The sequence below is a fragment of the Nocardia sp. AB354 genome, from assembly GCF_049538315.1.
Lineage (GTDB): Bacteria > Actinomycetota > Actinomycetes > Mycobacteriales > Mycobacteriaceae > Nocardia > Nocardia nova.
The window spans coordinates 173,804-189,580 of sequence record NZ_JBMVFU010000012.1; the positions used below are offsets into that span (position 1 = coordinate 173,804).

Consider the following 15,777-nt stretch of genomic DNA (forward strand, 5'->3'; position numbering starts at 1 on the left):
GATTCGGTCCCGGCTCAGGGCAGCTTCGCGGCCGCCGCTTCGTCGACCATCCAGGTCGTTGTTTCGCTGCCGTGCGCGCCGGCCGCCGGGATCTCGAGCGGGGAAGCGCCGCCCACCGCCTGGGCCACCGCCTCGGCCTTGCCCTCGCCGCCGACCACCAGAACCACGTGCCGCGCGCGGGCGACCGCGGGCAGGGTCAGGGTGACACGCACCGGCGGCGGCTTCGGCGAATCGGTTACGGCGAGAACGAGTTCGTGCTCCTCCGCCACGGCCGCGGAATGCGGGAACAGCGAGTTCACATGAGCGTCGCCACCCATGCCGAGCAGATGCAGGTCGAATGCGCCGTGCTCGGCCAGATGCGCGTGCACCGTCGCCGAATACTCGGCGGCGGCCTCGACCGGATCCGGATACTCCCCGTCAGAGGTCGCGACCGGATGCACCCGCGCCGGGTCGACCGCCACGTGATCGAGCAACGCCTCGCGCGCCTGCAATTCGTTGCGTTCGGCATCGCCCGCCGGGACGAACCGCTCGTCGCCCCAGAACACATCCAGGCGACCGAAGTCGATCGCGCCGGGTGCGTGCCGCACCTGCTCCAGCATGGCGATCCCGGTGCCGCCGCCGGTGAGAACCACCGACGCCGAACCACGCTCGGCCTGAGCCCTGGTCACCACCTGCACGAACCGCACGGCTGCCGCCTTCACCAGGTCGTCGTGATCGGCAAAAACCGCGATTTCCGGCTTACTCATAGATCACCTTCCCGATTCCGGCCAGTGCCTCGGCGTAGACCTCGTCGGCATCGAGCCGCCGCAGTTCCTCCGCCAGGCAGTCCTTGGTCTCACGACGGGCGAGCGCGAACCGCTGATCGGGCTCGCCGGTCCGCGTCAGGGTCGCGGTGCGGCCCGTCTGCGGACGTTCGATGCCGACCGACACCGACGCGCGGTGCAGGACGACCTTCAACTCTCCGGTCCGACGGTGGATCGGGCACGCCAATTTGGCCGCCAGCCATCCCGCCAGAATGTCGAGCGCGGGTTCTTCGGCCAGCCCCGAAACCGTCACCGATTCGATCGGGTCGTACGGCGGCACGTCGAGTGCCGAGGCCAGCAGCGCCCGCCAGAACGTGATCCGGCTCCACGCCAGATCGGTGTCGCCCGGCGCGTAGGAATCCAGCCGCCGGGTGATCGCCGCACGTGGGTCCGGGGCATAGGTCGAATCGGTGATCCGGCGAATGGCCAAGCGTCCCACCGAATCCCGCGACGGAAACTCCGGTGCGCCGCGCGGCCACCACGCCACCACCGGAGTGTCCGGCAGCAGGAACGGGATGACCACGCTGCTCTCGTTGTTGACCAGCTCGCCCTGCAGTCGCAGCACTATCACCTCGGCCGCCCCGGCGTCGCCGCCGACCCGGATCTGGGCGTCGAGTTTGGTCTCGGAGAACCGGTCGCCGCGCGCGAGCACGATCACGCGACAGGGGTGTTCGCGGCTGGCGTCGTTGGCCGCGTCGATGGCGTCCTCGGCCTCCGAGGAATCCAGCGTGCACACCACCAGCGTGAGCACCCGGCCCATGGCGATCACACCGTTGGACTCGCGCAGGCTGACCAGTCGTTTGGTCACCTCGCGGGTGCTGGTGTCGGGCATGTCGACGATCATGGCCGCCGCCATTCGCGCCCGGTGCGGGCGAGCATTTCGTCGGCCGAGGCCGGACCCCAGGTGCCGGACTCGTATAACTCGGGCTTACCGCCCTCGGCCCAATGATCGAGTACGGGATCGAGGATGCGCCACGCCAATTCGACCTCCTCGTTGACCGGGAACAGTGACGGCTCGCCCAGCAGCACGTCCAGGATGAGCCGCTCGTAGGCCTCGGGCGAGGATTCGGTGAACGATTCGCCGTAGCTGAAATCCATGTTGACGTCGCGGACTTCCATACTGGATCCGGGCACCTTCGAACCGAACCGCATGGTGATGCCCTCGTCCGGCTGCACCCGGATGACGAGCGCGTTCTGGCCCAGCTCCTCGGTCATGGTCTGATCGAAGGGCAGATGCGGGGCCCGCTTGAACATGACCGCGATCTCGGTGACCCTGCGCCCCAGGCGTTTTCCGGTGCGCAGATAGAACGGCACGCCCGCCCAGCGGCGCGTGTCGACGTTCAGCGTGATCGCGGCGTAGGTCTCGGTGCGCGAATGCGGATCGAAACCCTCCTCCTCGGCCAGGCCCACCACGCGCTCGCTGCCCTGCCAGCCGGCCGCGTACTGGCCGCGGGCGGTGGTCTCCTCCAGCGGTTCGACCAGCTTCGTTGCCGAGAGCACCTTGATCTTCTCGATCTGCAGCTGTCGCGGCTGGAAGTTGACCGGATCCTCCATCGCCGTCAGCGCCAGCAGCTGCAGCAGATGGTTCTGGATGACGTCGCGGGCGGCGCCGATGCCGTCGTAATAGCCTGCGCGCCCGCCCAATCCGATGTCCTCGGCCATCGTGATCTGCACGTGGTCGACGAAGTTGGCGTTCCAGATCGGCTCGAACAGTTCGTTCGCGAACCGCAGCGCCAGCAGGTTCTGCACCGTCTCCTTGCCGAGGTAGTGGTCGATACGGAAGACCGTCTCCTCGGGGAACACCCGGTTGACCAGGGCGTTGAGCTCCTGGGCGCTCTGCAGGTCGTGACCGAAGGGCTTCTCGATCACCACCCGCCGCCACGGCTGCGGTTTACCCGGCCCCGGATCCGGCGGCTTCGCCAGCCCGGTGCGCGAAAGCTGTTCCAGCACAATCGGAAACGCGTTCGGCGGAATCGACAGATAAAAGGCGTGGTTGCCGCCGGTGCCGCGTTCGGCGTCCAGCTTCTTGAGCGTCTGCGCGAGCGTGCCGAAGGCGGCGTCGTCGTCGAAGGTGCCCTGCACGAAGCGGATACCTTCCGACAGCTGTTCCCACACCTCCTGCCGGAACGGGGTGCGCGCATGCTCCTTGACCGCCTGGAGGACGACCTGAGCGAAATCCTCGTCGGCGTAATCGCGCCGGGCGAACCCGACCAGCGCGAAACCCGGGGGCAGCAGCCCCCGGTTCGCGAGGTCGTAGATGGCCGGCATCAGTTTCTTGCGTGACAGGTCCCCTGTCACCCCGAAGATCACCATGCTGCACGGGCCGGCGATCCGGGGAAGCCGCTTGTCGCGCTCCTCGCGCAGCGGATTCCCCGGGGCGGCCGTCTTCTTCTGGCCGGCCATCGCGGTCAGTTGCTTCCGGTGCTCTTCAACTCGGCGGTGGTCGCCGTGAGCAGCTCGTCCCACGACTTCTCGAACTTCTCGACACCTTCGCGCTCGAGGACGGCGAACACGTCGTCGAGATCGACTCCGACGCCGGTGAGCGCGTCGAACACACCCTGCGCGTCGGCCGCCGTGCCCGACACCGTGTCCCCGCGCAGTTCGCCGTGGTCGGCGAACGCCTCGAGGGTCTTCTCCGGCAGCGTGTTGACCGTATTCGGCGCCACCAGCTCGGTGATGTACATGGTGTCGGGGTAGTCCGGGTTCTTCACGCCCGTCGACGCCCACAGCGGCCGCTGCCGATTACCACCGGACGAGGCCAGATGCGAGTAGGTCGAGGTGTGGTCACCCCCGTCGAACACGTCCTGATAGGCGGCATAGGCCAAGCGCGCGTTGGCGATTCCGGCCTTACCGCGCAAGGCCAGCGCCTCGTCCGAACCGATCTGCTCGAGCCGCTTGTCGATCTCGGTGTCCACGCGGGAGACGAAGAACGACGCGACCGAATGGATGCGGGCCAGGTCGTGGCCGGCGATGCGCGCCTTGCGCAGGCCGTCCAGATAGGCGCCCATCACGCTGAGGTAGCGCTGCACCGAGAAGATCAGCGTGACGTTGACGCTGATCCCTTCGGCGATCACGCGCGTGATCGCGGGCAGGCCCTCCTCGGTGGCCGGAATCTTGATGAACAGATTCGGCCGATCGACGATCTTCCACAGCTCGACCGCCTGCGCGACGGTCTTGTCGGTGTCGAAGGCCAGTCGCGGGTCGACCTCGATCGAGATCCGGCCGTCCACGCCGCCGGTCGCGTCGAAGACCTCGGCCAGCACGTCGCAGGCCGAGCGGACGTCGTCGGTGGTGATCGTGCGGATGGCGGCGTCGGCGTCGGCGCCCTGGGCGGCCAGCTCCTTGACCTGGTCGTCGTAGGCGTGGCCCTCGCTCAGGGCCGCCTGGAAGATGGTCGGGTTGGTGGTCACGCCGACGATGCTGCGGGTGGCGACGAGGTCGGCGAGATTGCCCGAGCGGATCCGGTTGCGTGACAGATCGTCGAGCCACACCGACACGCCTGCGCGAGACAGTGCGGCGAGATTCTCGTTCTGTGCCATTGGTTATCCCTTCACCTTGTCGAGTGAGCGCTTCGCGGCATCGACGACGGCTTCGGCGGTGATGCCGAATTCGCGGAACAGGGTCTTGAAGTCGGCCGAAGCACCGAAGTGCTCGATCGAGACGTTCTCACCGTCGCTGCCGGTGAAGCGGTGCCACGGCATCGCGATACCGGCCTCGACCGTGACGCGGGCGGTGATCTGCGGCGGCAGCACCTCGTCGCGGTAGGACTGTTCCTGCGCATCGAACCATTCCACGCACGGCATGGACACCACCCGGGTGCCGATGCCCTGCTCCTCCAGCGTAGTGCGCGCGGCGACGGCGAGCTGAAGTTCGGAACCGGTGGCGATCAGGATCACCTGCGGTGTGCCGGTGGAGGATTCGGCCAGGATGTAGCCGCCGCGGGAGACGCCCTCGTAGCTGGTGCCCTCCAGGGTGGGCACGTCCTGGCGGGTCAGCGCCAGCGCCGACGGGCCGTCGGTGTGCGGGTGGTCGGCCGGCACGAAATGCGAATGCTGCTCGGCGCTTTCGAGCTCCAGGATGGTGCGCCACGCGTACACGGTCTCGTTGGCGTCGCCGGGGCGGACCACGTTCAGGCCCGGGATGGCGCGCAGCGCGGCGAGGTGCTCGATCGGCTGGTGGGTCGGGCCGTCCTCACCCAGGCCGATGGAGTCGTGGGTCCAGACGTAGATGGCCGGCACGCGCATGAGCGCGGCCAGCCGGACCGCCGGGCGCATGTAGTCGGAGAACACCAGGAAGGTGCCGCCGTAGGGCCGGGTCGGGCCGTGCAGGGCGATGCCGTTGAGAATCGAACCCATCGCGTGCTCGCGCACACCGAAGTGCAGGGTGCGGCCGTAGGGCTCGGCCTTCCACATCCCCGTGGAGATCGACGCCGGGCCGAAGCTCGGCACGCCGGGCATGGTGGTGTTGTTCGATTCGGCCAGGTCGGCCGAACCGCCCCACAGCTCCGGGAGCACCGGGGCCAGCGCGGCCAGGACCTTGCCCGAGGCCTTACGGGTGGCCATGCCCTTGGCGTCGGGCTCGAACGAGGGGAGGCCCTCGGTCCAGCCCTTCGGCAGCCGGCGCTCGCGCAGCCGGTCGAACAGCTCCTTGTTCTCCGGGTTGGCCTGCGCCCACGCGTCGAACTGCTCCTGCCAGGCGGCGCGGGCCGACTTGGCGCGTTCGGCGGCGTTGCCGCGGGTGTGGGCGATGACCTCGTCGTCGACGACGAAGCTCTGGCCCGGATCGAAGCCCAGGATCTCCTTGGTGGCGGCGACCTCGTCGGCGCCCAGCGCGGCGCCGTGCGCGGCGCCGGTGTTCATCTTGTTCGGCGCGGGATAGCCGATGATCGTGCGCAGCAGGATGAACGACGGCTTGTCGGTGACGGCCTTGGCGGCCTCGATCGCCTCCAGGATGCCGGTGACGTTCTCACCGCCCTCGACGACCTGCACGTGCCAGCCGTAGGCGCGGTAGCGCTCGGCGGTGTCCTCGGTCAGCGCGATGGACGTGTCGTCCTCGATGGAGATCCGGTTGTCGTCGTAGAAGACGATCAGATTGCCCAGCTGCTGCGTGCCGGCCAGCGAGGAGGCCTCCGAGGTGACGCCCTCTTCGATATCGCCGTCGGAGGCGATGACGTAGACGAAGTGGTCGAACGGGCTGGCGCCGGTCGCGGCGGACGGGTCGTAGAGACCGCGCTCGCGGCGGGCCGCCATCGCCATGCCGACCGCCGAGGCCAGGCCCTGGCCGAGCGGGCCGGTGGTGATCTCCACGCCCCTGGTGTGGCGGAACTCCGGGTGGCCCGGGGTCAGCGAACCCCACTTGCGCAGGTGCCTCAGGTCGTCGAGCTCCAGGCCCAGTCCCGACAGGTACAGCTGGATGTACTGGGTCAGGCTGGAATGCCCGCACGACAGGATGAACCGGTCGCGGCCCGTCCAGTCCGGATCGCTCGGGTCGTAGCGCAGGACCCGCTGGTAGAGGGTGTAGGCCAGCGGCGCCAGGCTCATCGCGGTGCCGGGGTGGCCGTTGCCGGCGGCCTGCACCGCGTCGGCGGCCAGGACACGGACGGTGTCGACGGCTCTGGTGTCCAGTTCGGTCCAGTCGGCCGGATGTGCGGGCTGGGTGAGGGCGCGGATGTCGTCTGTGACTGACACGACCGAGGTTCTCCTGACCTTCTCGTGTGTGTACAACGGCTGCTTGCGGGCTGTACCCACTACCCTAGAGGTCGCCTGATCGCCGCGAGTGGGGAACCCTTCGCCCGCACCCCGTGCGGGTGCGCGGGATTACGGTGAATGATGACAGCCGCCGAGGTGCTGAGCCGAACCTATTCCGCACAGCGGCCGACGGCGGATATGTGACGTGGCACTCGCGTCGGGACCGGCCGGGGCCGATCGCCTGCGGCACGGGCGCTTTCGCGGCGGGTGGGTGCCGGAGCACAACACGCGGGGGTCTACCATCGTCTGTAGTAGAGGCTGCGCCGCCCGCGCCGCGCTCTGCGGTGACAGCGGAAACGGCTGCGCGCGGGAGGCCCGCCACGCCGCCGAAACCGTTGCTTCCCTACCGGATCGATGCACCACCTGCGAGGAGAGACAGTGCGGATTGGGCAACAGCCGGGTGATGCGCATGGCTCCTCCGCGACGGCGCTCGCCGACCGTGTCCAGGGCAGCGGCCCGCTGTCGAAGCTGACCCGCCGGGTACTCGCCTACATCGCGCTGACGAAACCGCGGGTCATCGAACTGCTGCTGGTGGCCACCATCCCGACGATGCTGCTGGCCGACCGTGGCCATGTCGACATCCGGCTGATCGTGGCCACCCTGTTCGGGGGCTGGATGGGTGCGGCCAGTGCCAACACCCTCAACTGTGTCGCCGACGCCGATATCGACAAGGTCATGAAGCGCACGTCGAAGCGTCCGCTGGCGCGCCAGGCGGTGCCGACCCGCAACGCGTTCGTCTTCGGTGTCGCTCTCGGTGCCGGCTCGTTCGCGTGGCTGTGGTGGCAGGCGAATCTGCTCTCGGGCCTGCTCGTGGTCGCGACGATCCTGTTCTACGTCTTCGTCTACACCCTCGGCCTCAAACGCCGGACCTCGCAGAACGTGGTGTGGGGCGGCGCGGCGGGCTGTATGCCCGCACTGGTCGGCTGGTCGGCGGTCACCGGAACCATCGGCTGGCCCGCGGTCGCGCTGTTCGCGGTCATCTTCTTCTGGACGCCGCCGCACACCTGGGCGCTGGCCATGCGCTACAAGGACGACTACCGCGCGGCCGGCGTGCCGATGCTGCCGGTGGTGGCGACCGAACGCGCGGTGACCAAGCAAATCGTCATCTACACCTGGCTGACGGTGCTCGCCACCCTGGCGCTGATTCCGGCGACAGGTGTCGTGTACGCGGCGGTCGCCATCGTCGCCGGTGCCTGGTTCCTGCTGATGGCGCATCAGCTGTACTCCGGCGTGCGCCGGGGGGCGTCGGTCAAGCCGCTGCGGCTGTTCCTGCAGTCCAACAACTACCTCGCCGTGGTGTTCTGCGGTCTGGCCGTGGACTCGGTGCTCGGCTGGCACACCATCGGCTCGACGCTGTTCGGCTGAGATCGCTGCGGGCCCGGCCCTGGGCCCGCAATCCGCCACATCGAATAGACGCGCGCCTCACCGGTAATCCGATCCGGTAGGCGGTCCCTATGCGCCGCGCTTCCGGGGTGGGGAGTCGAGCTGTCGGGCCACCTACGCCCGTAGTGTCCGGCGGCCCGTAGGTTCGCGACTCAGGGGCAGCCGGGCTGGAACGGGTAGCACGCGTGCCCGGGCGTCGAGGGCGGCACGGTGCGCTCCGGCGCCGGGGTGTAATGCGAGGTGGTCGTCGTGGTGGTGCGGCCGGAAGCTGGAGCGTGGCTGGGGCCGGACCCGGACCCGCCGCCCGCGGTACACATGGCCGCCAACGCCAGCACGACGACCAGAACGCCCAGCAGAACCAGTGGCACCAGGCTGCGGTTGCGGTTGCGCCGAGGCGGAGCCGCGGGCGGGCGCGGATCGAAGGGCACCGAATAGGGTTGCTGGTTCTGCCCGTAGGCCGGCGCCGGCCCTGCAGGAACCGGACCGGCCGCGGCGACGGGCTGGGGGACCGGACCGGGCGCGGGCTGCGGCGCCGGATTCGGGCGAGCCATCGATACCGGCGCACCACCCGGCGACATCGGGGCAGCGGCGGCGACCGGGACACCGGCCGGACCCCGCCCGGGAATCGGCGCCCCCGCCGGCGGTGTGGGGCCACGGGACGGGACGGGGGTCGGCGGCGGGGGAGTGCGGTCCAGCCGCGCGGGAAAGCCCTCCGCGGTGAGATCGGAATGGGTTGCGGCCGCGGCGAATCCGATCGCGGCCAATGCCTGGCCGACCTGCGTCGCATCCCAGGTGTCGGGTGCGTCCGCGGGGATCCGGCTGAAGTAGTTGCGCAACGCCGCGGGCCCGTCGCCGAGAACGACATCGATCCCGTCCGGGAGATCACCCTTGTCCAATGCGACCCGGCTGCTCAACTGCGGCATGACCAGCACCATGCCGGTCACCCCGACCCGCTCCCGGCCGGGCGCACCGCGCAGCAGCTCGGCCATCTCACCGGTGCGGGCGCGGATCTCGGTCATCGGTTCGGTGCCGGCCTCGGTTCCGGCCAGCGGCGCGATGCGGTCGTCGATGGTCCAGGGCCGGTAACCGGAGACGGTGAGCGTGCCGCTCGCCCGTTCGGTGAAGTCCTTGATCACGACGACCACGCAGGTCTTCGGCGTCCAGACGATCGCATCGGCGGCACCGGCCGCGACCACCGCGATACCGGGTAACGCGTGCGCGCCGGTCCAGGTCTTCAGCCAGTTCGCCACCGTCCGTTCGGAATTGGACAGCCGCGACGGGTCGTCGTTGCGAACCTTCACCAACATCTGGATCAACCCCTGACCGATGCCTGTTCTGCCGGCCGCCCCGAGCGACCGCCCGACCACCGTACGACGGTACGGCGAAGCGGGCGAATCGGCTTGGGCGGCAGCACAGATCATCCACCATCGGCGTGGCCGGGTCGTCGGCGGGTCACCCCTGCCGATGCCATGCCAGATATCCGTCCGGTCGCACCTGTACCCGGGTGCCCGGGGTGGCCGCGTAGTCGATGAAAGCATGACCGTCGACCGCGATCAATTGGCCGGGGCCTGGACGGTGGCCGGGCGCGACGATCGAATACGCCCGGACCCCGGTATCTTCCGTGGTCTCGACCGGAGCACCGAATGTCAAACGGGTCGCGTGCGGGCCTCGGAACAGGTCGAACAGCCGTAGCGCGCTGCCGTCACCGCGTCGGAGCGGGGCGTCGGGCGCGCGATCGCCGGCAGTGAGTCCGGCGGCCTCGGCCGTGCGCCGATAGCTGATGTCGAGTTGGTGGGTCTCGGCGCCGCGGTGCATCGCGTCCTCGTGTCCCGCCAGGTGTTTGCCGAGCAGCGCCGTACTCAGGCCGAGTACCCGCTGTGCCACACCGCGGCGTTCGGGCTCGTAGGTATCGAGCGGGCCGGGATCGCCGACCAACGCGGCGGCCAGCTTCCAGCCCAGGTTGTAGGCGTCCTGTATGCAGGTGTTCATCCCCTGCCCGCCGGTGGGTGGATGCACGTGCGCGGCATCACCCGCCAAGAACACCCGCCCGGACCGGAACCGCTGCGCCAGCCGGATATTCGGCCGCCACACCGTGGACCACACCGGCTCCCCGACGCTGAGATCGGTGCGCCCGCTCACCCGGTCCAGCTGTTCCTGCAGCACCCCGCGCGTGGGCCGGGGGTCGTCGCCGAGCGGAGCCGCGAACTGGAACAGCCGGCCGCCGGGCAGCAGCGTCAGCGCGACACCCGACGTGGGCGTGTCGGCCGAGGCGAACCAATAGCCGAAATCGTGGTCCAGCGCGTCGACCCGGACGTCGCCGAGCAGCATGCGGATCGACTCGTCGGTGGTCCCCTCGAACGGAATCCCCAGTGTGCGCCGCACCGTTCCGGCGCCACCGTCCGCGCCGATCAGATACTGCGCCGCGACATACTCGGTGCCGCCCGGTCCGGCCAGGGCGGCCCGCACCGCGTCGGTGTCCTGGGTGAAATCGACCAGGGCGGTGCCGAATTCGACCCGGACGCCGAATTCGGCGAGACGTTCCCGCAGCAGTCGCTCGGTGTCGGATTGGCCCAGCACCCACGGATTCGGATACGGCACGGCCGGGCTCGGCTTGCGCGGTTCGCTCATCCGGCGTTCGGCCACCGGCGTGCCGTCGGACGTGAGCAGGCCGGCAGTCCTAAGCAGCGGTCCGCGGACACCGAACAGGCACTCGAGGACGCCGCGCGCCGGCTGTTCGCCGAGCGGGGTTATCTGAACACCAAGATCACCGACATCACCGCGGCGGCCGGGCGGTCGGCGGGATCGTTCTACAACCACTTCGCAGGGAAGGAACAGCTACTTCAGGCGCTGCTGGAAGACTTTGCCGCCGAAGGGGATACGTCGGCCGAGGCGAGTGCGCACGATCCGGATTTCACCAAGCCGAGCGCCGTCGAATTCCATATCGAGCAGTACTGGACCTTCGCTCGCCGGAATTGGCCGGTACTCCGCGCGGTGACGCAGGCGGCGCTGGTTGACGAGGAATTCGCGCGGCTGGCGAGTAGTTTCACGGCCGGCCAGTTCGAGGAGGTCGTCGACCACGTCGACGGTTTCGACGCGGCCGGACTCCGCCTGCCCAGTTCTCCGGACGTCAGCGTGGCGATGATGTTCCTCCTGATCCGCGCGCTGCTGGAGGCGGTCGAGGAGGGCGTGGTCGCCGTCGACGACGAGCAGGCGGTGGCCGGGCTGACCCGATTCGTCTACCGGCGGCTCACCGGCCGCGACTACCGACCGCTCACGGCACCAGCACGATCGACCCGGTGGTCTTGCGGGCCTGCAGATCTCGATGTGCCTGCGCGGCCTCGGCAAGGGGATATTGCGCGCCGATCCGCACCCGCAGCGTCCCGTCCGCGACGGCGTCGAGGACATCGCCTGCGCGCCAAGTCAATTCGGCGCGATCGCGGGTGTAGTGGGCCAGTGTCGGGCGCGTGACGAACAGTGAACCGGCCGGATTGAGCCGCTGCAGATCGAACGGCGGCACCTGACCGCTGGCGGCGCCGAACAGCGCCAGCATGCCGCGGATGCGCAGTGCCGCCAGGCTCGCCTCGAACGTCGCCGCGCCCACTCCGTCGTAGACCGCGGCCACCCCGACCCCGTCGGTGAGGTCGCGTACGCGCTGGGCGAGATCGTCGCCGTAGCGCAGCACATGTGCGGCGCCGGCCTCGCGGGACAACTCTTCCTTCGCGTCGGTGGACACCGTGGTGATCACCCGGATATCGCGGGCGGCGGCCAGCTGGGTCAGCAGGAGCCCGACGCCGCCGGCGCCGGCGTGGACTAGAATCGTCTCGCCCGGCTGCGGCGTGTAGACCGATTCGATCAGGTAGTGCGCGGTCATGCCCTGCAGCAGCGCCGAGGCCGCCACCGCCGGCGGCACCCCGTCCGGCACGGCCACCGCCACCGCCGCATTCACCGCGACCTTCTCCGCATAACTTCCGGGGGCGGCGGCCCACGCGACCCGATCGCCGACGGTGAATTCGGTCACCTCGGAACCGACTTCGGCGACCACACCCGTGCCCTCGGAACCCGGGATGTAGGGCACCTCCTGCGGATAGGTTCCGGTGCGGATATAGGTGTCGATGAAATTGACACCGGCCGCCTCGGTATCGACGAGCAGCTGGTTCGGCCCGATGACCGGATCGTCGACCTCGGTCGCGACGAGAACTTCGGGACCGCCGTGTTCGCTGACCTGAATGGCGCGCATGGCTTTCAGTTCTACACCCCCTCGCGCCACGAACACCGGTAGGGCGGTCGGGCCGTCCCTACCGGACGGTAAACTCCACGCCATGAGCGAAACCGCCACCGCGGCCCCGGTCACGCCGTCGTCCGCCGTCATCGAGTCGGTCAAGAAGTTCGTCGCCGCCCACGGTGGTTCGGGTACGGCCGTACTGCAGCCGATCGGGCGCATCGGGGTCCGCATCACCCTCGTCGGCGCCGACGGCGTGCTCGGCGATCGAGTCGTCGCGGATCTGGCCACCGCCAAGGCGGTCGTCGAGGCCGTCGACGGCCTCGCCGAAACCGAGCACTGGGATCGCGATCTGAGTTCGGTCGCCACCCCGGCGAAGGGACACTGGGCGCGGATGGCCGGCTGGGTCGCCCACCAGGCCCGGTTCCCGAAGGCGCGCAACGAGAACTGAGATGGCTCTGCGGCATCGGCTGATCGCCGCCGCGACGGCCGGTGCGGCCGCGGTCCTGACGATGATCGCCCCGGCGCGCGCCGAGGATCCCGCGGCCCTGCGGGTCTGCACCACCGGTGACTACCCGCCCTATTCGGTGACCGACGGCCACGGCGGCTACCGCGGCATCGACGTCGACCTGGTCCGCGATATGGCGCAGCTGCTGGGGCGCCCGCTGCGATTCGTGCCGACCACTTGGGCCTCGATGGGCAGCGATTTCTCGGCGCACGCCTGCGATCTCGCGGTCGGCGGAATATCCGACGCCGCGGCCCGGCGCGCCTACGCCGACTTCTCGCTGAGCTACGGCACCGACGGCAAGACCCCGATCGTGCGTGCCGCCGACGCCGGGAAGTACGCGACGATCGAGCAGATCGATCAACCCCAGGTGCGGGTGATCGTCAACCGCGGCGGCACCAACGAACAGTTCGCCCGCGCCCGTTTCCCGCATGCGCAGCTGACGGTATGGCCCGACAACGTCACCATTTTCGATCAGATCACCGCCGGTCGCGCGGACGTCTTCGTCACCGATTCGGTGGAGGGTCGCTATCGCGTGCGGCAGCATCCCGACCTGCGGGTCCTGCATCCGGAGACACCGTTCGACTCCTTCGGCAAGGTGTTCCTGCTGCCGAAGAACGATATGCCGACCGCGCTGACGGTGAACGCCTGGCTGGCGAGTCAGCTGGCCACCGGGGGAGTCGACCGGCGTGTCGCGGAATGGATCGGGCCGCACGCCACCGCGTGAGCGACGCCCGACCATAATCGACGGGGTGACGGATAAAGCGGCGAGCCGAACCGCGGTGCTGGTCTGTCAGGGCCGGGCAGTGGCCGACGGGCGACTGGCGGTCGGGCGATTCTCGGATCCCATTGCGGCGCAACTACTTCACGACGACGAACGGGCGGCCGTGCGGCGCGCCCGAGCCGAGCATCCCCCCGGCGGCTGGCGGGAGCGGCTCGAATACGAGATGCTCACCGCCACGGCCGCCGTCCTCGCGACCCGCACCGTCGTCATCGACGAGGCGATCCGCGAGGCGTCCGCCGCGCAGCTGGTGCTTCTCGGCGCCGGACTCGACGGGCGGGCCTGGCGGACCGACGACCCCGCGGCCGACGTATTCGAGGTGGATCATCCTGCCTCGCAACGGGATAAGCGCGAACGGGTGGGCACCCTGGTGCCGGTCGCGAAGTCGCTGACCTATGTGCCGGTGCAATTCGGCCGCGACGACCTGGGAGCGCGACTGACCGAGGCGGGCCATCGCGCGGAGGCGACGACCACGTGGGTGTGGGAGGGGGTCCTGCCGTATCTGACGCAGCCGCAGGTCGAATCGACGCTGGCCGTCGTCGCCGCCCGCAGCGCGCCCGGCAGCCGGCTGATCGCGACCTATCCCACCCCGAACCGCCTCGCCGGACTGGGCCGTGCCGGTATGCGCCTGTTCAGCAAGCTGTCCGGTGGCCGGGATCCGCTCGCGGACGAACCGCACGTATCGGCGTGGTCGCCGGCGGATATGGCCGCGCTGACAACGCGTTACGGGCTCACCGTCACCGCCGATGTGGAGCTGATCGAGGCGGCGCGCCGGCTCGGCGTAACGGCCCGCCAGTCCCGTGCCTACGGATTGGGGCAGGCGCTGATCGCCGACCGCGCCTGACCGCGATCAGCCGCAGCAGCCGCCCCCGCAGCAACCGCCGCCGGTCGGCGCGGGCGGTGCGGCGGCCGACCCCGCGGCCTTACCGGTCAACGCGACCGTGGTGAGCAGTTTGACGGTGTCGCTGTGGCCACCCGGGCAGAGAGCCGGGTCGCCGGATTCGCTCATCGGCCGGGTCAGTTCGAACGATTCCGTACATTCCCGGCAGCGGTAGGCGTAGGTCGGCATGAGGAAATTATGTCGCGTCCCCGGCGGACCGGATCGCCAGGGTCCGGCCAGGTTCGCTCGATATCCGGCCGTGATCGTCGGTGAGCGCCCGGCCTGGGTGGGCCGTGACCGCATCATCTGCCTCCCTCATTCCGGTATCCGAGCCGCCCGGCCGTGTTACTGTCCTGGACACATGTCCGGCATTGTGTCCGGGTGAAGGGAGTCCGCGGATGACGGCAATGGCGGAGGTCGTGGTGGACGCCGAGCGGATCACCCCACAGTGGTTGAGCCGGGCGCTGTCGACGCCGGTGCGCGCGGTCACCGCGACGCCGGTGGGCACCGGGCAGATGGGTTCGGTGTTCCGGCTCGAGATCGACGGCGAATCGGCGCCCGCGCGGTTGATGGCGAAACTGCCCGCCGCCGACCCGGCCGCGCGTGCCATGGTCGCGGGCGCTTATCGGCAGGAGATCCGCTTCTACCGCGAGATCGCACCCACCGTCTCGGTGCGGGTGCCCACCTGCCATTTCGCCGAATTCGCCGGTGACGGAGCGGAATTCACCCTGCTGCTCGACGATCTCGCGCCGGCGCGCCAGGGCGATCAGATCGCGGGATGCACGGTGGCGCAGGCGAACGCGGCGGTCCGGAATCTGGCGGGACTGCACGGTCCCCGCTGGTGCGATCCCGGCCTGTCCGCGATCGAAGGGCTGAACTTCAACGGTGCGGCCGAGGCGCAGGCCCTGTCGGAGTTGTACGGTCCGGCGACGGAGATCTTCCTCGAGCGCCTGGGAGAGCGGCTGTCCCCGGCCGACCGCGACACCTTGCGCGCCTGTGTTCCCGGCATCGCCGACTGGCTGCTGGCGGCGCCCGATCGTTTCGCGCCGGTCCACGGCGACTACCGCTTGGACAATCTGATGTTCTCCGAGGACAGTGGCGAGGTCGAGGTGTGGGCGCTGGACTGGCAGACGCTCGGTCTCGGATTGCCGGCGCGTGATCTGTCGTATTTCGTCGCCACCGGTCTCGAACCGGACCTCCGGCGGGCGCACGAGGACTCCATCATCGAAACCTATTGGCGCGCACTGTGTTCCTACGGCGTCGGCGATTACACACTGGATCAGTGCCGGCGCGACTACGGTTTCGCCCTGGTGCAGGGGCCGCTGGTCGCGGTGTTCGGCGCTGCCTACGGCACGGTCACGCCGCGCGGGGACGAGATGTTCGCCGCGATGGTGCGTCGCAGTTGCGCCGCGATCCGCGATTGGGACGCACTCGATCGGACACCGGCGTAGTGCACTTG

At 69.5% G+C, this 15,777-nt stretch carries 15 protein-coding genes and 1 pseudogene; 6 read left to right on the forward strand and 10 right to left on the reverse strand.

Features of this window, described 5'->3' with window-relative positions; translation table 11 throughout:
• Positions 1-14: 14 nt before the first annotated feature.
• Genes pgl through tkt form a run of 5 tightly spaced genes read right to left on the reverse strand, consistent with a single transcriptional unit; the run spans position 15 to position 6,490 of the window.
• A complete protein-coding gene (pgl, locus tag ACPCUW_RS19425) occupies positions 15-746 on the reverse strand; it encodes a 6-phosphogluconolactonase (RefSeq protein ID WP_423426277.1) in 732 nt (243 codons plus the stop codon).
• Positions 739-1,647 (reverse strand): glucose-6-phosphate dehydrogenase assembly protein OpcA, encoded by a 909-nt coding sequence (gene opcA, locus ACPCUW_RS19430; RefSeq protein ID WP_174554966.1) that lies wholly within the window; start codon positions 1,645-1,647, stop codon positions 739-741. The genes pgl and opcA overlap by 8 nt, the downstream gene beginning before the upstream one ends.
• Positions 1,644-3,206, reverse strand: coding sequence for a glucose-6-phosphate dehydrogenase (zwf, locus tag ACPCUW_RS19435; protein WP_063013310.1), 1,563 nt, complete (start codon positions 3,204-3,206; stop codon positions 1,644-1,646). Before zwf ends, opcA begins: the two co-directional genes overlap by 4 nt.
• Positions 3,207-3,211: 5 nt before the next feature.
• A complete protein-coding gene (tal, locus tag ACPCUW_RS19440; RefSeq protein WP_063013308.1) occupies positions 3,212-4,342 on the reverse strand; it encodes a transaldolase in 1,131 nt (376 codons plus the stop codon).
• A gap of 3 nt (positions 4,343-4,345) precedes the next feature.
• The gene (gene tkt, locus ACPCUW_RS19445; RefSeq protein WP_063013306.1) at positions 4,346-6,490 is read right to left on the reverse strand and encodes a transketolase; all 2,145 of its coding nucleotides are present in this window, start codon (positions 6,488-6,490) and stop codon (positions 4,346-4,348) included.
• Between the two features lie 438 nt (positions 6,491-6,928).
• Between tkt and ACPCUW_RS19450 the strand changes: the two genes are divergently transcribed.
• Positions 6,929-7,915, forward strand: a complete 987-nt coding sequence (locus ACPCUW_RS19450; RefSeq protein ID WP_423426280.1) for a heme o synthase — start codon at positions 6,929-6,931, stop codon at positions 7,913-7,915.
• 170 nt (positions 7,916-8,085) lie between these two features.
• Here ACPCUW_RS19450 and ACPCUW_RS19455 read toward each other — a convergent pair whose 3' ends face one another.
• Together ACPCUW_RS19455 and ACPCUW_RS19460 are read right to left on the reverse strand one after the other, a co-directional pair.
• Entirely contained in the window at positions 8,086-9,240 is a 1,155-nt protein-coding gene (locus ACPCUW_RS19455) for a hypothetical protein (RefSeq protein ID WP_423426282.1), read from the reverse strand.
• 145 nt (positions 9,241-9,385) lie between these two features.
• On the reverse strand, positions 9,386-10,561 hold the full coding sequence (locus ACPCUW_RS19460) for an FAD-dependent monooxygenase (RefSeq protein WP_423426284.1): 1,176 nt from the start codon (positions 10,559-10,561) through the stop codon (positions 9,386-9,388).
• Here ACPCUW_RS19460 and ACPCUW_RS19465 point away from each other — a divergent pair.
• Positions 10,499-10,723: pseudogene (locus ACPCUW_RS19465) on the forward strand (TetR family transcriptional regulator); the annotation flags it as partial. The gene ACPCUW_RS19460 and the pseudogene ACPCUW_RS19465 sit on opposite strands and share 63 nt — an antisense overlap.
• A gap of 45 nt (positions 10,724-10,768) precedes the next feature.
• Here ACPCUW_RS19465 and ACPCUW_RS19470 read toward each other — a convergent pair.
• Both ACPCUW_RS19470 and ACPCUW_RS19475 read right to left on the reverse strand, forming a co-directional pair.
• Positions 10,769-11,011 carry a hypothetical protein gene (locus ACPCUW_RS19470; RefSeq protein WP_423426336.1) on the reverse strand — a complete coding sequence of 81 codons (243 nt, stop codon included), beginning with the start codon at positions 11,009-11,011 and terminating at the stop codon, positions 10,769-10,771.
• Positions 11,012-11,204: 193 nt separating this feature from the next.
• The gene (locus tag ACPCUW_RS19475) at positions 11,205-12,170 is read right to left on the reverse strand and encodes a quinone oxidoreductase family protein (protein WP_218402434.1); all 966 of its coding nucleotides are present in this window, start codon (positions 12,168-12,170) and stop codon (positions 11,205-11,207) included.
• A gap of 82 nt (positions 12,171-12,252) precedes the next feature.
• On the opposite strand from ACPCUW_RS19475, the gene ACPCUW_RS19480 reads away from it, so the two are divergent.
• The 3 genes from ACPCUW_RS19480 to ACPCUW_RS19490 are packed head-to-tail and all read left to right on the forward strand — an operon-like array spanning position 12,253 to position 14,282.
• Positions 12,253-12,603: a hypothetical protein gene (locus ACPCUW_RS19480; protein WP_063013300.1), complete on the forward strand. Its 351-nt coding sequence runs from the start codon at positions 12,253-12,255 to the stop codon at positions 12,601-12,603.
• A 1-nt stretch (position 12,604) separates the two neighbouring features.
• Entirely contained in the window at positions 12,605-13,384 is a 780-nt protein-coding gene (locus ACPCUW_RS19485; protein WP_423426287.1) for a transporter substrate-binding domain-containing protein, read from the forward strand.
• A gap of 25 nt (positions 13,385-13,409) precedes the next feature.
• On the forward strand, positions 13,410-14,282 hold the full coding sequence (locus ACPCUW_RS19490; protein WP_423426289.1) for a class I SAM-dependent methyltransferase: 873 nt from the start codon (positions 13,410-13,412) through the stop codon (positions 14,280-14,282).
• Positions 14,283-14,288: 6 nt separating this feature from the next.
• On the opposite strand, the gene ACPCUW_RS19495 is transcribed toward ACPCUW_RS19490, so the two are convergent.
• Positions 14,289-14,507, reverse strand: coding sequence for an FmdB family zinc ribbon protein (locus ACPCUW_RS19495; protein WP_030518435.1), 219 nt, complete (start codon positions 14,505-14,507; stop codon positions 14,289-14,291).
• Positions 14,508-14,716: 209 nt separating this feature from the next.
• Between ACPCUW_RS19495 and ACPCUW_RS19500 the strand changes: the two genes are divergently transcribed.
• On the forward strand, positions 14,717-15,769 hold the full coding sequence (locus tag ACPCUW_RS19500; protein ID WP_245007797.1) for an ecdysteroid 22-kinase family protein: 1,053 nt from the start codon (positions 14,717-14,719) through the stop codon (positions 15,767-15,769).
• Positions 15,770-15,777: the final 8 nt, after the last annotated feature.